Source organism: Micromonospora inositola, assembly GCF_900090285.1.
In the GTDB taxonomy this organism is placed as follows: domain Bacteria; phylum Actinomycetota; class Actinomycetes; order Mycobacteriales; family Micromonosporaceae; genus Micromonospora; species Micromonospora inositola.
The window spans coordinates 146,062-161,147 of sequence record NZ_LT607754.1; the positions used below are offsets into that span (position 1 = coordinate 146,062).

At 74.7% G+C, this 15,086-nt stretch carries 10 protein-coding genes; 4 read left to right on the forward strand and 6 right to left on the reverse strand.

Annotated elements, in window-relative coordinates; genetic code table 11:
- Positions 1 to 12 precede the first annotated feature (12 nt).
- Positions 13 to 1,878, forward strand: coding sequence for a hypothetical protein (locus GA0070613_RS00675; protein WP_408631028.1), 1,866 nt, complete (start codon positions 13 to 15; stop codon positions 1,876 to 1,878).
- A gap of 42 nt (positions 1,879 to 1,920) precedes the next feature.
- On the opposite strand, the gene GA0070613_RS00680 is transcribed toward GA0070613_RS00675, so the two are convergent.
- Together GA0070613_RS00680 and GA0070613_RS00685 are read right to left on the reverse strand one after the other, a co-directional pair.
- Positions 1,921 to 3,735 carry a hypothetical protein gene (locus tag GA0070613_RS00680; protein ID WP_089010482.1) on the reverse strand — a complete coding sequence of 605 codons (1,815 nt, stop codon included), beginning with the start codon at positions 3,733 to 3,735 and terminating at the stop codon, positions 1,921 to 1,923.
- A complete protein-coding gene (locus GA0070613_RS00685) occupies positions 3,693 to 5,573 on the reverse strand; it encodes a glycosyltransferase family protein (protein WP_089010483.1) in 1,881 nt (626 codons plus the stop codon). Before GA0070613_RS00685 ends, GA0070613_RS00680 begins: the two co-directional genes overlap by 43 nt.
- Before the next feature lie 158 nt (positions 5,574 to 5,731).
- On the opposite strand from GA0070613_RS00685, the gene GA0070613_RS00690 reads away from it, so the two are divergent.
- A complete protein-coding gene (locus tag GA0070613_RS00690; RefSeq protein WP_089015661.1) occupies positions 5,732 to 6,928 on the forward strand; it encodes a hypothetical protein in 1,197 nt (398 codons plus the stop codon).
- A 57-nt stretch (positions 6,929 to 6,985) separates the two neighbouring features.
- Here GA0070613_RS00690 and dxs read toward each other — a convergent pair whose 3' ends face one another.
- The 4 genes from dxs to GA0070613_RS00710 all read right to left on the reverse strand — a co-directional run bounded on the left by dxs (position 6,986) and on the right by GA0070613_RS00710 (position 13,560).
- Positions 6,986 to 8,932, reverse strand: a complete 1,947-nt coding sequence (gene dxs, locus GA0070613_RS00695) for a 1-deoxy-D-xylulose-5-phosphate synthase (protein WP_089010484.1) — start codon at positions 8,930 to 8,932, stop codon at positions 6,986 to 6,988.
- Between the two features lie 96 nt (positions 8,933 to 9,028).
- Complete coding sequence (locus GA0070613_RS00700) at positions 9,029 to 10,189, reverse strand: anhydro-N-acetylmuramic acid kinase (RefSeq protein WP_089010485.1); 1,161 nt, start codon at positions 10,187 to 10,189, stop codon at positions 9,029 to 9,031.
- Between the two features lie 9 nt (positions 10,190 to 10,198).
- The gene (locus tag GA0070613_RS00705) at positions 10,199 to 11,434 is read right to left on the reverse strand and encodes a class I SAM-dependent RNA methyltransferase (RefSeq protein WP_089015662.1); all 1,236 of its coding nucleotides are present in this window, start codon (positions 11,432 to 11,434) and stop codon (positions 10,199 to 10,201) included.
- A gap of 59 nt (positions 11,435 to 11,493) precedes the next feature.
- On the reverse strand, positions 11,494 to 13,560 hold the full coding sequence (locus GA0070613_RS00710) for an APC family permease (RefSeq protein ID WP_089010486.1): 2,067 nt from the start codon (positions 13,558 to 13,560) through the stop codon (positions 11,494 to 11,496).
- 159 nt (positions 13,561 to 13,719) lie between these two features.
- Here GA0070613_RS00710 and GA0070613_RS00715 point away from each other — a divergent pair, with 159 nt between their 5' ends.
- Both GA0070613_RS00715 and GA0070613_RS00720 read left to right on the forward strand, forming a co-directional pair.
- Entirely contained in the window at positions 13,720 to 14,385 is a 666-nt protein-coding gene (locus GA0070613_RS00715; protein WP_089010487.1) for a potassium channel family protein, read from the forward strand.
- Between the two features lie 2 nt (positions 14,386 to 14,387).
- Complete coding sequence (locus tag GA0070613_RS00720) at positions 14,388 to 15,077, forward strand: potassium channel family protein (RefSeq protein WP_089010488.1); 690 nt, start codon at positions 14,388 to 14,390, stop codon at positions 15,075 to 15,077.
- Positions 15,078 to 15,086: the final 9 nt, after the last annotated feature.

Consider the following 15,086-nt stretch of genomic DNA (forward strand, 5'->3'; position numbering starts at 1 on the left):
CCCGTCGTGGCCGTGCCGGTGGTAGACCCCTCGTTGAACTCCGCGTCCGTCGCGGTCGAGCCCGTCGTGGCCGACCCGCCGCGCCGGCCCCGACGCCGGCCGGCCCGCGCCGACGTGCTGGCCATCGGAGCCTATGCGTTGCTCGGCGTTTTCGTCTGCCTCAACTACTGGGTGGACGTCCAGCACCGGGTGTCGTCGCACCTGCCGACCGACCACAGCTGGTTCGAGTGGCTCTTCGCGCACGGCGCCTACTCGGTGCGGCACCTGGAGAACCCGCTCTTCACCGCCCGGCAGAACGCGCCCGACGGCGTGAACATGATGGCGAACACCTCGCTGCTCGGGGTCACCCTGCCGCTGGCGCCGCTCACCCTGCTCCTCGGCCCCCAGGTGATGTACGCGCTCTACCTGGGCGGGGCGCTCGCCGCGACGGCCGGCACGTCGTACTGGATGCTGTCGCGGCACCTGGTCCGCTCCCGGGGCGCGGCCTTCGTCGGCGGCGCGTTCCTCGGTTTCGCGCCCGGCATCGTGCACCACGCCAACGGGCAGCCGAACTTCGTCTCCAACTTCCTGCTCCCGCTGATCGTGGTGCGGGTGCTGCGCCTCGGCGAGCCGGGCCGGTGGTGGCGCAACGGGATCGCGCTCGGCGTGCTGGTCGCGTACCAGATCTTCATCAACGAGGAGATGCTGCTGCTCACCGCGCTGGCCTGCCTCGTGGTGGTGGCCGCGTACGTGGCGCAGCGACCGCGGGCGGCGTGGGCGCGGGCCGGCGCGTTCCTCGCCGCCGGCGGCGTCGGCGCCGGGCTCGCCCTGCTGCTGGCCGCGTACCCGATCTGGTTCCAGTTCAACGGGCCGCAGTCCTACCGGGGCCTGCAGGGCGGCGTCTTCCACAGCTGGGGCGAGGACCTTGCCGCGTTCGTCACCTTCGCCCGGGACACCGTCGCCGGCGACGAGGCGGTGGAGCGGACCATCGGGCTGACCGAGCAGAACACCTGGTTCGGCTGGCCGCTGGTGCTGGTCGCGCTGGTCGCCCTGGCGCTGCTGGTCCGCCGCTCGCTCGCCGCCCGGATCCTCGCCGTGCTGGTGGTGGTCTTCAGCGTCGCGGCGATCGGCCCGAAGGTGCGGTTCGACGGGGTGGAGACCGCGATCGACGGGCCCTGGGCGTACGTCCCGGACGACCTGCCGCTGGTCGAGATGATGATGCCGACCCGGCTCTCCCTGGTGGTGGCCGCCGCGGTCGGGGTGCTGCTGGCGCTGGCCTGGAACGCCCTCGCCGGCGACGGCCGCCCGCCGGTGCCGGCCCCGCGCACCGCCGCCGAGTCCGGCGCCGCGCAATCGCCGGCCGTCGGGCCGCGGCGCCGGTGGCTGCGCCCGATCGGGTACGCCGCGATCACGCTCGCGGTGCTGCCGCTCTTCCCCCGGCCGCTGCCCGCCCAGCACGTCGACCCGCCGCCGCACTTCATCACGGCCGGCGGCTGGCGCCCGTACGTCCCGGCCGGCCGGACGCTGGTGCCGGTGCCCGTCCCGAGCAACGTGCACGGCCTGCCCACGCTGCGCTGGAGCGCCCTGACCGGGCAGCAGTTCCCGATCCCCGGTGGCTACTTCATCGGCCCGAACGAGCAGGGCGAGGGCGTCTTCGGGGCGCCGAACCGGCCGACCAGCACCCTGATCTACGCCACCATGGACGCCGGCAGGGTGCCGCCGCTCACCGCGGAGAACCGTCGCCAGGCGGTCGAGGACCTGCGCTTCTGGAAGGCCTCGGTGGTGGTGCTCGGCGCGAACCCGCGCGAGCCCGTCCTGCGCGAGCTGATGACCGCCCTGCTCGGCCCGCCGCAGCGGGTCGACGACGTCTGGCTCTGGGACGTCCGCGGCCTGGTGTGACGGCCACCGGCCGCGGCGGCCCGGGGCAGCCGGCGGCCCGGGTCAGCCGACCAGGGGGCGGACGTCCCAGATGTGGGCGCCGGGCACGTCGCGGCCGGGGCCGACGAGGCCGTCCAGCGTCGCGCGGACCGGATCGGTCGGCGACGAGCCGGCCTGCACCAGGACGGCGGCCCGCCAGTGGCGCAGGTCCTCTACCGCCTGGCGCCGGTCCGCGTCGCCGACCGGCGGCGCCTGGCCGCTCTCCGCGGCCCGGCGCAGCAGCACCGAGGTCGGGTTGTCCGGCGCGCCCCAGTGCGCGGTCGGGTCGGCCGCGCTCGCCGGGCCGATGAAGTAGCCGCCCGGCGCGGTGAAGGCCAGCCCGGTCCGGGCCGACCAGAACATGGCCGGGCTGACCCCCGCCCCGGTCACCGGCGGCACCGGCACCAGCGTCCGCCCCGGCGGCACGTACGCCCGCCAGCCGCCGTCGGCCACGAACGCCGGCACCAGCCCGGCGGGCACGGTACGGATCGGCGTCGGGGCGAGCGGCAGCAGCGCGGCGGCCACCGCCCCGGTGCAGAGCAGCCGCCACGCCCGCCCGACACGGTGTTCGGACGCCCGGTCCAGGGCGAGGGCGAGCAGCACCCCCAGCACCGGCACGCAGACCAGCGCGAACCGGGCGGGCACCACCAGGTCGAGCAGCGGCACCCCGCTGACCAGCCGGTACGGCCCGGGCAGCCCGGTCTCGTGGTGGTCGACCCGGATGCCGGTGCCGAGGGAGAGCAGGGCGAAGAGCAGGCCGCAACCGGCCAGCGCGCGGACCAGGGGCCGCCGCCACAGCCGGACCACCACCAGCACGGCCAGCAGCGGCAGGACCGGCCCGAAGAAGGAGTTCTCCTCGGTCGGGTTCGGCGACAGCAGCCCCGCCGAGTGGTCGTCCCCGGCGACGGTCTGCCGGGCGGCGGCGGTGAACGAGGCCGCGTCGAGGCGGAAGCCCTGCGCGAAGAAGGGCATCCCGGCATAGTGGCCGGGACCGTGGAACTGGAACCACAGCGGGTACGCCAGCAGCACCCCCGCCACCAGCGCGCCGATGCCGAGCCGGCCGAGCAGCGCGGGCGCCCGCCGCCGCGCGCCCCCCGGATCGGCCAGCGCGTACGCCGCGGCGAGGACCCCGGCGGCGAGGGCGAGGAAGACCAGCACCTCCTCGCCGAGGAAGACCTGGTACGCCACCGCCAGCCCGAGCAGCACCCCGTCCCGTCGCACCCGGTCGGCGGCGGGCCGGAAGACCAGCCCGAGGATCACCGGGACCAGGAACTGGGCGGCCATGTGCAGGTGCGCCCCGGCCTGCGAGACCATCCCGGGGGCGAAGCCGCAGAACAGCCCGCCCACCGCCGCCGCGACCCGGGAGCGGACCAGCCGGCGGGCCAGCAGGGCGTACCAGGCGGTGGCGGTGCCGGCCAGGCAGCAGACCACGGCCACCAGGAAGGCCGCCTGGGAGCCGAACAGCAGGGTCACCGGGGTCAGCGGCACGCCCAGCCCGAGCACCGAGGTGTTGGCCATCAGGTTGACCCCGTCCGGGGCGTTCAGGGCCGTGCTGTACAGCGGGTTCTCCGCGCCGGTCACCGCCCGCGCGGCCCGGGCCAGCATCCACTCGAAGAGCATCTGGTCGCCGGCCTGGTGGAAGAGCCGTTCCGGGCGGCCCCACTGCCCGCCGGTGAGCAGCACGGCCAGCCCGAGGTAGCCGGCGAGCACCAGCACGTCGACGCCGCGCGGCGCGCGGCGGCGGGGCCGGCCCGCCGGGGCGGCGTCGGGCGGGACGGCGGCCGGCGGGGCGGTGGTCAGGCCGACGGGGCGGTCAGTGTCCGGACGTCCCACAACCACACGTCCAACTCCTGCCGGCCGGGGCCGACCAGCTGCTCGACGGTACGCCGCAGCGGCTCGGCGTTCTGCTGGTCCAGCGGCAGCACCACGACGGCGGCCCGCCAGTGCCGCAGCTCGTCCAGGCAGCGACGGCGCTGCCGGTCGTCCAGCTTCGGCGTACGGCCGGTGGTGGCCACCTCCTCGAGCAGGTCGCCGATGCCGCTCGGCCGCCCACCGAATCGGCCCGGGTCGCCGGTCACGCCGTTGCGTGGGGCGAGGAAGTAGCCACCGGGGATCTTGAAGTCCAGGTTGGTGCTGGCGGCCCAGCGCATCGCGTGGGTGTTGCCCATGCTCGGCACCGGCACCGGCACCAGGGTCTGGTCCGGGCCGACGTAGTCGCGCCAGCGGTCGGCGGTGATGAACCGGGGCACCGCCGGGCGGGTGGTGACCTGCAACGGCATCGGCGCGATCGGCAGCAGGGCGAGGACCAGGCCGGCGACGGTCAGCGTGCGCACGGTCCGCCGGTCGGCCGTCCGCAGCGACCAGGCCCGCTCGACCGCCAGGGCCAGCAGCACCCCGATCACCACGGTGGTGATCAGGCCGAACCGGGTGGGCACCACCGCGTCGAGCAGCGGCAGCCGGACGAGCAGCTCCCACGGGCCGGTGGCCAGGTCCCGGTCCCACCAGGACACCCGCTCGCCGAGGGAGAGCACCGCGAAGAACAGCCCGGTCACCGCGAGCGCCCGGACCACCACCTCGCGCCGCAGCCAGGCCACGATGCCGACGGCCAGCAGCGACAGGCTCCAGCCGAAGAAGGCGTTCTCCTCCGAGTAGTTCGGCGCGAGGTTGACGTTGGCCCGCTCGTTGCCGCCCAGGGAGGGCGAGCCGGGGGCGAAGAACGCGGCGATGTCGTTGCCGTAGTCGCGGACCGTGTCGCTGAGCCCGTGGTACGCCATCGGCCCGGCGAACTGCACCCACAGCGGGTACGCCAGCAGCGCCCCGGCCAGCACCGCACAGACCGCCAGCCCGGTGGCGAGCGGGCGCCACGCGGCCGACCAGCGGCCGTGCCGCTGGGCGAGCACGGCGAGCAGGAAGACGCCGCAGGCCAGCGCGGTGAAGAGCAGGATCTCCTCGTTGATGAACGCCTGCACGGTGACCAGCAGGGCGAGCAGCGCGCCGTCGCGGACCGGGCGGGTGGCGCGGGTCAGCACCAGCACCCGCCAGACGATGAACGGCAGCAGGAACTGGGAGATGATGTTGGGGTGCCAGTTGGCGTGCGCGAGCATCGCCGGCGAGAACCCGCAGAACCAGCCGCCCACCGCCGCGGCCAGCCGGGTCCGCACGATGTGCCGGGAGAGCACGTGGTACCAGGCGGCGGCGGTGCCGGCGAGACCGAGTGTCACCAGCGTCACGAAGGAGACGGCCGGTCCGAAGAGGAGGGTCACCGGCACCATCGGGATGCCGAGCGCCAGGATGGCGGTGTTCGCCATCAGGTTGACCCCGTCGGGATAGTTGAACTGGTCGGTGTAGAACGGGAACTCGCCGTGCAGCACCACCCGCACCGAGTGGGCGAGGAAGAACTGCACCTGCGCCGGGTCGCTGCTGTAGAGCGAGGCGACCCGACCGGCCGGATCCGCCCAGATCCGGCTGGTCACCCAGACCGCGGCGAGCAGGAAGACGCCGTGCACCGCGAGGTCCTGCCGGCGGGGCGTCCACCGCCAGCGCCGCCGGGCGGCCGGGCGGCCGGGCTCGCGGGCACGGTCGGCGTCGGTGACCTGGCCGGCGTCCGTGACGCGCGGTGAGCCGGTCGGGGCGTCGGCGTCCGGTGGGGAGTCGACACGGGTCTCGGCAGACGTCACAGTCGGCGGAGTCTACCCGAGCGGGAAACCGGTACGAAATGAACGGCACTGTCCGCAGTGGTGCCCGGACCGGGGTGAGGCGGGCGCGGTACACCGACCGGACATCTCGTACCATGTGGCTTCGAAAACACGACGGCGACGCGATCGGGGGCGTACAGGTGGCTTCAGTCCGCCGGCGCGGCACGAAGGCCACCGCACTGCTGACCCTGCTGCTCGTGACCGTGACCGGCTGCGGTCCGGTCGCCGACCGGGGGCCGACGACGCTGCCGGTCGGCTACGACACCCTCGACGGGTCGCTGGCGGTCTGGCCGCCGCGCGGCAGCCTGGCCGGCGACGCCGGCACGACGGCGGCGGTCACCGCGGCGGTACGCGACTGGCGTTCGCCGGTCGACGACCGGGTGCACCTGCCCTCGTCGGGCATCCTCTTCTCCGGCCAGGTGGACGGGACGCCGCTGGCCCTGGTCGCCGCGGACGTGCCCGGCGAGAGCGCGTCCTGGTTGCTGCAGCTCACCCGGGACGGCGACCGGTGGACGGTCCGCCACGCCACCGAGTACACCGACCCGGGCTACCTGGTCTACTCGGATGTGCTGCCGGTCCAGCTCGCCGACGGGCGGCGCTACCTGACTTCGGCCCGGGTCGAGCGGCTGCTCGGCCCGGCCGGGCGGGCGCTGCCCACCGCCGACGGCCTCACCGGGCCGGTCGCCGTGCCGGCCTGCCGGGCGGTGGAGCTGACCGCGACCCTGCGGCCCACCCGGTCGCTGCCGCGCGGCCGGGCCGCGGACCGCGTGCTCGACCTCGGTACGGCCACCGCCGACCCCCGGTACCCGCTGGTCCGGGACGAGACCGGCGCCGGCCGGCGGGCCGTGACCGGGCTGGACACCTGCGCGCTCGCCGGCGAGCGGGGCCCGTTCGGCAGCATCCCCCGCCGGATCGGCGACCGGGACGCCCCACGCTCCGTACCGGAGTCGTGGCCGATGGCGAAGCTCGCCGTCCGCTCCCTGGGCGAGGTCGCCCTCGGTGGCGGCGAGCCGGCGGACCTGGAGCAGCTGAGCTGGGAGAGCGCCACCGGCACGATGACCGCGGTGGTCTACCGCCCGGCCGACGGCGGGACGCCGGTGGTCTCCCCCGCCGACCGCGCCAGCACGCTCCAGGCGTACCTGCTGCCGATGCCGGGGCAGCCGCTGGCGGTGCTGAGCTGGCGGGCGACCCGGGACGCCTCGTTCGCGGCGCCGCCTGGCACGGCACGCCTGGTGGACCGGCCGGGCCTGATGGTGGCGCCGCAGCCGGCGACGAAGCAGACGTTCAGCCTGGCCGGCACCGAGAAGACCTGGTACCGGTCCGTGGGCGGGCGCTGACCGGAACGACGAACGGGCGGCCCGAGTGTGCTCGGGCCGCCCGTTCGTCGTGCGGCGTCAGTTCTTGGCGGCCGCCTCGTCGGGCTGGACCGTCTCCCCGGGCTGGGCGTCGAGGCCGGAGATCCAGCCGGTGACGTCCCGGGCCACGTCCTGCGCGGTCAGCCGCAGGTCGGCGAGGATCTGCGCACGGGTGCCGTGCGGGTGCCAGTCGGCCGGCACGCCCAGGTCGCGCAGCGGCACCCGGACGTCGGCGTCCCGCATCGCCTGGGCGAGGGCGTCGCCGACGCCGCCGACCCGGACGCCGTCCTCGACGGTGACCACGAGCCGGTGGCCGGCGGCCAGCTCGACCAGCTCGGCCGGGACCGGGCGGACCCAGCGCGGGTCGACCACGGTCACCCCGTAGCCCTGCTCGGCGACCCGGACGGCCACCTCCATGCCCAGCTGCGCGAAGGAGCCGACGGCGACCAGCAGCACGTCGGTGCGGGCCGACTCGGCGAGCACGTCGACGGTGCCGACCCGGCGGACGGCGGGCAGGTCGGCGGCGACGGTGCCGGTCGGGAAGCGGAGGATGGTCGGGCCGTCGTCCACGGCGATCGCCTCGCGCAGCTCCTCGCGGAGGCTGCCGGCGTCGCGGGGGGCGGCGATCCGCAGGCCGGGCACCACGCCGAAGACGGACATGTCCCAGATGCCGTAGTGGCTCGGCCCGTCCGGGCCGGTGATGCCGGCGCGGTCCAGCACGAAGGTCACCGGCAGCCTGTGCATCGCCACATCCAGCAGGACCTGGTCGAAGGCCCGGTTGAGGAAGGTGGCGTAGACCGCCACCACCGGGTGCAGGCCGCCCATGGCCAGGCCGGCCGCCGAGGTGGCGGCGTGCTGCTCGGCGATGCCCACGTCGTAGACCCGGTGCGGGTGCTTGCGGGCGAGGGTGGCGATGCCGGTCGGCTCAGCCATCGCCGCGGTGATGCCCACCACGTCGGGACGCTCGTCGGCGATCGCGACCAGCTCGTCGGCGAAGACGTTGGTCCACTTCACCGACGGGACGGCGAGCAGCTTGCCGGTCTCCGCGTCGAACGCGCTCGGGCCGTGCAGGCAGTCGGCCTCGTCCTCCTCGGCCGGGCGGTAGCCGTAGCCCTTGCGGGTCACCGCGTGCACTATCACCGGGCCGCCGAAGTTCTTCGCGGCGCGCAGCGCCGACTCGACCGCGGCGATGTCGTGCCCGTCGACCGGGCCGACGTACTTGATGCCGAGGTCCTCGAACATGGCTTGCGGGGCGACCGCGTCCTTGATGCCCTTCTTGACCGCGTGCAGGACCTCGTACATCGGCTTGCCGACCAGCGGGGTGGAGCCGAGGGCGTCCTTGACGGTGTCGAGGACCTTCTCATAGCCGGGGTTGAGCCGCAGCGAGGAGAGGTGGTCGGCGAGGCCGCCGATGGTCGGCGAGTACGACCGGCCGTTGTCGTTGACCACGATGACGAGGGGGTTGCCGGCGGTGGCGATGTTGTTCAGCGCCTCCCAGCACATGCCGCCGGTCAGCGCGCCGTCGCCGACCAGGGCGACCACGCTGCGCTGCTCGCCCCGCAGCGCGTACGCCTTGGCCAGCCCGTCCGCGTACGACAGGGCGGTGGAGGCGTGCGAGTTCTCGATCAGGTCGTGCTCGCTCTCCGCCTGGCTCGGGTAGCCGGAGAGGCCACCGCGCTGGCGGAGCTTGTCGAAGCCGTCCTGGCGGCCGGTGAGGATCTTGTGCACGTAGGCCTGGTGGCCGGTGTCGAACAGGAGCCGGTCCCGCGGGGAGTCGAAGACCCGGTGCATGGCCAGGGTCAGCTCCACCACGCCCAGGTTCGGACCGACGTGCCCGCCGGTACGAGAGACCTTGGCGATCAGGAAGTCACGGATCTCGGCGGCGAGGATGTCCAGCTGCTCGGCGGTCATCCGCTTCACGTCCTGCGGACCGCGGACGGCGCCCAGCAGCCGACCGTGGTTGGCCGTGCCCTCTTCAACACTCATGACGGAAGAGTCTATCGGCCAGCCGACAGCCCGCAGCTCGGCCCGAGATCCCCGCAGGTCGAGGCGGGTATGCCCAGCTCAGGCCGGTGGTCGGCGTCAGCCGGTGATCAGCAGCCGGCGCGGCGGCTCCGCCGGGACGGCGGCGTACGCCGGCCCGGCCGGGGTCCACGAGCCGAGCACGGCGGCCCGCCGCGCCCCGGTCACCGACGGGATCGCGCCGGGCAGGCCGTGCCAGGAGAGCCAGCCGAGCAGGGCGAACGCGTACGCCTCCTTGGCCTGCGCCGGGACGCCCAGCTCGTCGGTGGTGCGCAGCCGCCAGCGGCCGGCGCCGAGCGCGGCGAGGCGGCCCCGGAGTGTGGGATTGCGCACGCCCCCGCCGGCGGCGAACACCTCGGTGACCTCAAGCCGGTCGCACTCGGCGGCCACCGTCCGGGCGGTCAGCTCGGTCAGCGTGGCCAGCACGTCGTCGGCGGCCACCGGCGCGCCCAGCGCGGCCAGCTTGCCGTCCAGGTAGCCGGCGTGGAACAGCTCCTTGCCGGTCGACTTGGGCGGGGCCGCGGCGTAGTAGGGCTCCGCGAGCAGCAGCTCCAGCAGCCCCGGGTGCACCCGGCCGGCCGCCGCGCGGGCCCCGTCGAGGTCGCAGGGGCGGCCGAGGAGGCGGCGGGCGGCCGCGTCGATCAGCGCGTTGGCCGGGCCCACGTCGTACCCGAGGACGGGCGCGCCGGGCGCGACCACGGTGAGGTTGGCGATACCGCCGAGGTTGAGCGCGGCCCGCGGCCCGGCCGCCGGGTCGAGCAGCAGCGCGTCGAAGGCCGGCACCAGCGGCGCGCCCTGCCCGCCCGCCGCGACGTCCGCCGACCGCAGGTCGGACAGGACCGGCACGCCGACCCGCGCGGCCACCCGGGCCGGCGCGCCGAGCTGGAGCGTGCCCCGGGCCCGGCCCGCCTCGACCCAGTGGAAGACGGTCTGCCCGGGGGAGACCACCGCGTCGGCCGCGCCGCCGGCCAGCTCCGCGCCGGCCGCCGCCGCCTCGGCGAAGACGTCACCGAGCCGGTTGTCCAGCCGGCAGACCGCCTCGATGGTGGTGCCGCCGGACGGCAGCAGCGCGCCGATCTCGGCCCGCAGCCCGTCGTCGTAGTCCAGGCTGGCCGTGCCGAGCGGCCGCAGCCGCAGGGTCTCCCCGTCGCGGGTGAACTCGGCCGCGGCCACGTCCACCCCGTCGTACGACGTCCCCGACATCAGCCCGACGATCTTCATCGGGCCAGGTTAGCGGGGCGGCGGCAGGAGCAGACCGACCAGCTCGACGTGCTGGGTCATCGGGAACAGGTCGAAGCCGCGCAGCGCGGCCAGCCGCCAGCCCAGGCCGGTGAAGGTGCGCACGTCCCGGGCGAAGGCGGCCGGGTCGCAGGCGACGTACGCCACCGCCCGCGGACGACCGGCCACCACGTCCCGCACCACCTGGGCGCCCGCGCCGGAGCGCGGCGGGTCGAGCACCACCACGTCGACCGGGCCGGTGACCCGGCGGCGGGCCAGCGCGGTCTCCACCCGGGCCGCGACCACCTCCACCCGGGGCAGGTCGGCCAGGTTCTCCCGGGCCGCGGCCACGCCCTCCGCGGAGGACTCGACCAGGGTGACCCGGGCGTCGCCGACCCGGCCGGCCAGGGCCGCGGCGAAGAGCCCGGCGCCGCCGTACAGGTCCCAGGCGGTCTCGCCGGGGCGCGGGTCGAGCAGGTCGAGGACCGCCCCGACCAGGGTGTCCGCCGCGGCCGGGTGCACCTGCCAGAAGCCGGACGCCGGCAGCGACCAGTCCCGCCCGGCGGCCACCTCCCGCACCACGGCCGGTCCGCTGACCGGTGTCGGGACCCCCTCGGCCACCGCCACCACGCTGACGTCGCCGCCGGTGGAGGCGACCGTCTCGACGGCGTCCGCGTCCGGCCAGCGGGCGCCGCTGGGGGTGAGCACCGGCAGCTCCTGGATCGCCGGGTGGGCGATCAGGCAGCGGTCGATCGGCACCACCTCGTGCGACCGGTGCTTGAGCAGCCCGGCCCGGCCGGCGCCGTCGACCGCGTACCGGACCCGGGAGCGCCAGCCCAGCAGCCCGCCGGGCAGCGCCTCGACCCGGACGGCGAGCCCGTCGACCTCGGCGTCGGTGAGTCCGCCCAGCCGGGTGAGCTGCTCCCGCACCACGGCGGTCTTCCAGTCCAGCTGCGCGCCGGGCGCCACGTGCTGCAGGTCGCAGCCGCCGCAGCGGCCCGGCTTCGCGTACGGGCAGGGCGGCTCGACGCGGTCCGGGGAGGCGTCGAGGACCTCCACCGCGTCGGCCCGGGCGAAGCCCCGGTGCAGCTCGGTCACCTCGGCCACCACCCGCTCGCCGGGCAGCGCGTGCCGCACGAAGACCACCTGGCCGTCGAACCGGGCCACGCAGTGCCCGCCCGGGGCGACCGCGTCCACGGTCAGCTCGACCCGCTCGGCCTCCTCCAGCCCCCGCCGCCCGCCGACGATCTCGTCGACGTGCCGGCCGTCGGTGGCGTCCCGGGCGCCGGTCCGGCCGGCCGCCGCCGTCACGGGCGCTCCCCGGCCGGGCCGCTCTCGCCGGGCGAGGCGGAGACCACCGGCGGGACGCTCGGCGGGAGGGTGCTGCGCGGGACGACCCGCGGCCCGCGCGCCGGCCCGCGGCTGAGCGTGGCGTCCAGCCGGTCCAGGTTCTTGCTGGCGGTCGAGGCGAGCTGCCACGGCACGCTGGTCACCATCACGCCCGGTTCGAAGAGCAGCCGACCCTTGAGCCGCAGCGCGCTCTGGTTGTGCAGCAGGTTCTCCCACCAGCGGCCGACCACGTACTCGGGGATGAACACGGTGACCACGTCGCGCGGCGACTCCCGGCGGGTGGAGGCCACGAAGTTGAGGATCGGCCGGGTGATCTCCCGGTACGGCGAGTCGACCACGGTCAGCGGCACGGGCAGCTCCCGCCGCTCCCACTCCTCCTGGAGTTGGCGGGTGTCCTTCTCGTCCACGTTCACGGTGACCGCGGTGAGCGTGTCCGGCCGGGTCGCCCGGGCGTACGCGATGGCCCGCAGGGTGGGCTGGTGCAGCTTGCTGACCAGCACGATGGCGTGGTTGCGGGCGGGCAGCACCCCCCGCGCCTCGGTCGGCTCCAATTCGGCGGCGACCCGGTCGTAGTGTCGGCGGATGGCCAGCATCAGCAGGTAGATCACCGCCATCGCGGCGATCGCGATCCAGGCGCCGAGCAGGAACTTGGTGATCAGCACGATGACCAGCACGGTGCCGGTCATCGCCATGCCGAAGCCGTTGATGGCCCGGGAGCGGATCATGCGGCGGCGCGCCTCCGGGTCCCGCTCGGTGCGCAGGTACCGGTTCCAGTGCCGGATCATGCCGGCCTGGGAGAGCGTGAACGAGACGAAGACGCCCACGATGTAGAGCTGGATCAGCCGGGTCACCTCGGCCTGGAATCCGATGATCAGCACGATCGCGAAGAGGGCGAGGAAGACGATGCCGTTGGAGAAGGCCAGCCGGTCGCCCCGGGTGTGGAACTGGCGGGGCAGGTAGCGGTCCTGGGCCAGGATCGAGCCGAGCACCGGGAAGCCGTTGAACGCGGTGTTCGCGGCCAGGAAGAGGATCAGCGCGGTCATCCCGGCGACGACGAAGAGCAGCGCCGAACCGGAGCCGAAGACCGTCTCGCCCAGCTGGGTGGTGACAGTCTTCTGCACGTACCCGTCGGGCCCGGAGACGATCTGTGACGGGTCCTCGACGAACTGGAGGCCGGTCAGCCGGGACAGCCAGATGATGCCGACCAGCATGCTCACCGCGATGGTGCCGAGCAGCAGCAGGGTGGTGGCCGCGTTGCGGCTCTTCGGCGCCTTGAACGCGGGCACCCCGTTGGAGATGGCCTCCACACCGGTGAGCGCCGCGCAGCCGGAGGAGAAGGTGCGCAGCAGCAGGAAGACCAGCGCGAAGCCGGCCACGCTGTGCTCCGGACGGATCACCAGGTCGGCGCTGGGGGCGCGCAGGTCGTCGCCGAGCACGAAGACCCGGATCAGCCCGGTGAGGATCATCCCGACCATCACGATGATGAAGCCGTAGGTGGGGATCGCGAAGGCGGTCCCCGACTCGCGCAGCCCGCGCAGGTTGATCGCGGTCAGCACCGTCACCGCGAGGACCGCGATCATCACCTTGTGGGCGCCCACGAAGGGCACCACCGAGCCGAGGTTGGCCACGCCCGAGGAGACCGACACGGCGACGGTGAGCACGTAGTCGACCAGCAGTGCGCTGCCCACCGCCAACCCGGCCCGGGGCCCGAGGTTGACCGTCGCCACCTCGTAGTCCCCGCCGCCGGAGGGGTAGGCGTGCACGTTCTGCCGGTAGCTGGCCACCACGGTGAGCATCACCACGACGACCGCGAGCGCGATCCACGGCGAGAACAGATACGCCGACGCGCCCGCGATGGAGAGCGTCAGCAGGATCTCGTCGGGCGCGTACGCGACGCTGGAGAGCGCGTCGGAGGCGAAGACCGGCAGCGCGATGCGCTTGGGGAGGAGGGTGTGCTGGAGCCGGTCGGACCGGAACGGTCGACCGACGAGGAGTCGCTTCAGCAGCGAGGTGGGACTGGCCACAAGCGCTAAGGGTACGACCAACCCGCGTCGGCCGTCGGGGGTGCCTGATCAACCTCTCGCGCGCCGGCGCGGTACGGTCGGTCCCCCGCTCGCGGCGGGGACGTGGCAGGCTCGCAGACGACGGGCCCGACGGGCGGCACCGTGGGAGGAGCGGACACCGTGCATGTCGTGATCATGGGCTGCGGCCGGGTCGGGTCGACCCTGGCCCACAGCCTGGAGTCCCGGGGGCACTCGGTGGCGGTGATCGACCAGGACGCGGACGCGTTCCGCCGCCTCGGCCCCGACTTCGGCGGCATCACCGTCACCGGCGCCGGCTTCGACGGCGAGGTGCTGCGCCAGGCCGGCATCGAGCGGGCGGACGCCTTCGCGGCCGTCTCCAGCGGCGACAACTCCAACATCATCTCGGCCCGGCTGGCGCGGGAGACCTTCGGCGTCTCCCGGGTCGCCGCCCGCATCTACGACCAGCGCCGGGCGCAGGTGTACGAGCGGCTCGGCATCCCCACCGTGGCCACCGTCCGGTGGACCGCCGACCGGATGCTGCGGCACCTGGTCCCCGAGGGGAACGTCGAGATCTTCCGGGACCCGACCAGCACCGTGTCGATCGTCGAGGTGCCGGTGCACAAGGAGTGGATCGGCCGGCCGCTGCGGGAGCTGGAGGAGTCCGCCGGAGCCCGGGTGGCGTACCTGATCCGCTTCGGGATCGGCACGCTGCCCACCGCCTCCACCGTGGTGCAGGAGGGCGACCAGGTCTTCATGCTGGTGACCGACGACATCATGGGGTCGGTCACGACGGCGGCGGCGACGCCGCCGGAAGGAGGGCACTGAGCATGCGCATCGCCATCGCCGGCGCCGGCAACGTCGGCCGGTCGATCGCCCAGGAGCTGATCGAGAACGGCCACCAGGTGATGCTGATCGAGCGGCAGCCCAAGATGCTCCGCCCGGACCGCGTGCCGGCCGCCGAGTGGGTGCTCGCCGACGCCTGCGAGCTGGCCAGCCTGGAGGAGGCCAACGTCGCCGGCTGCGACGTGGTGGTCGCCGCCACCGGCGACGACAAGGTCAACCTGGTGGTCTCGCTGCTGGCCAAGACCGAGTTCGCGGTCCCCCGGGTGGTCGCCCGGGTCAACCGCGCCGAGAACGAGTGGCTCTTCACCGACCAGTGGGGCGTCGACGTCGCGGTGAGCAAGCCGCGGGTGATGGCCGCCCTGGTCGAGGAGGCGGTCACGGTCGGCGACCTGGTCCGGCTGATGACCTTCCGGCAGGGCGAGGCGAACCTGGTCGAGATCACGCTGCCGCCCACCGCGCCGTACGTCGGCCAGCCGATCCACGCCGTGCCGCTGCCCCGGGACGCCGCCCTGGTGGCGATCCTGCGCGGCAAGCGGGTGCTGGTGCCGAGCCCGGACGACCCGATCGAGGCCGGCGACGAGTTGATTTTCGTGTGCACCGCCCAGGTGGAGGACGAGGTCCGCGCGGTGATCCTCGGCGCGGACAGCGTCGAGCGCACCCGCGGCACCGGCTGACCCGACCCG

Bases quoted from the DNA above. Each gene is read 5' to 3' on its own strand.
- GA0070613_RS00700 (WP_089010485.1), bottom strand. From the start codon at position 10,189: ATGAAGATCGTCGGGCTGATGTCGGGGACGTCGTACGACGGGGTGGAC.
- GA0070613_RS00720 (WP_089010488.1), top strand. From the start codon at position 14,388: ATGCGCATCGCCATCGCCGGCGCCGGCAACGTCGGCCGGTCGATCGCC.
- dxs (WP_089010484.1), bottom strand. From the start codon at position 8,932: ATGAGTGTTGAAGAGGGCACGGCCAACCACGGTCGGCTGCTGGGCGCC.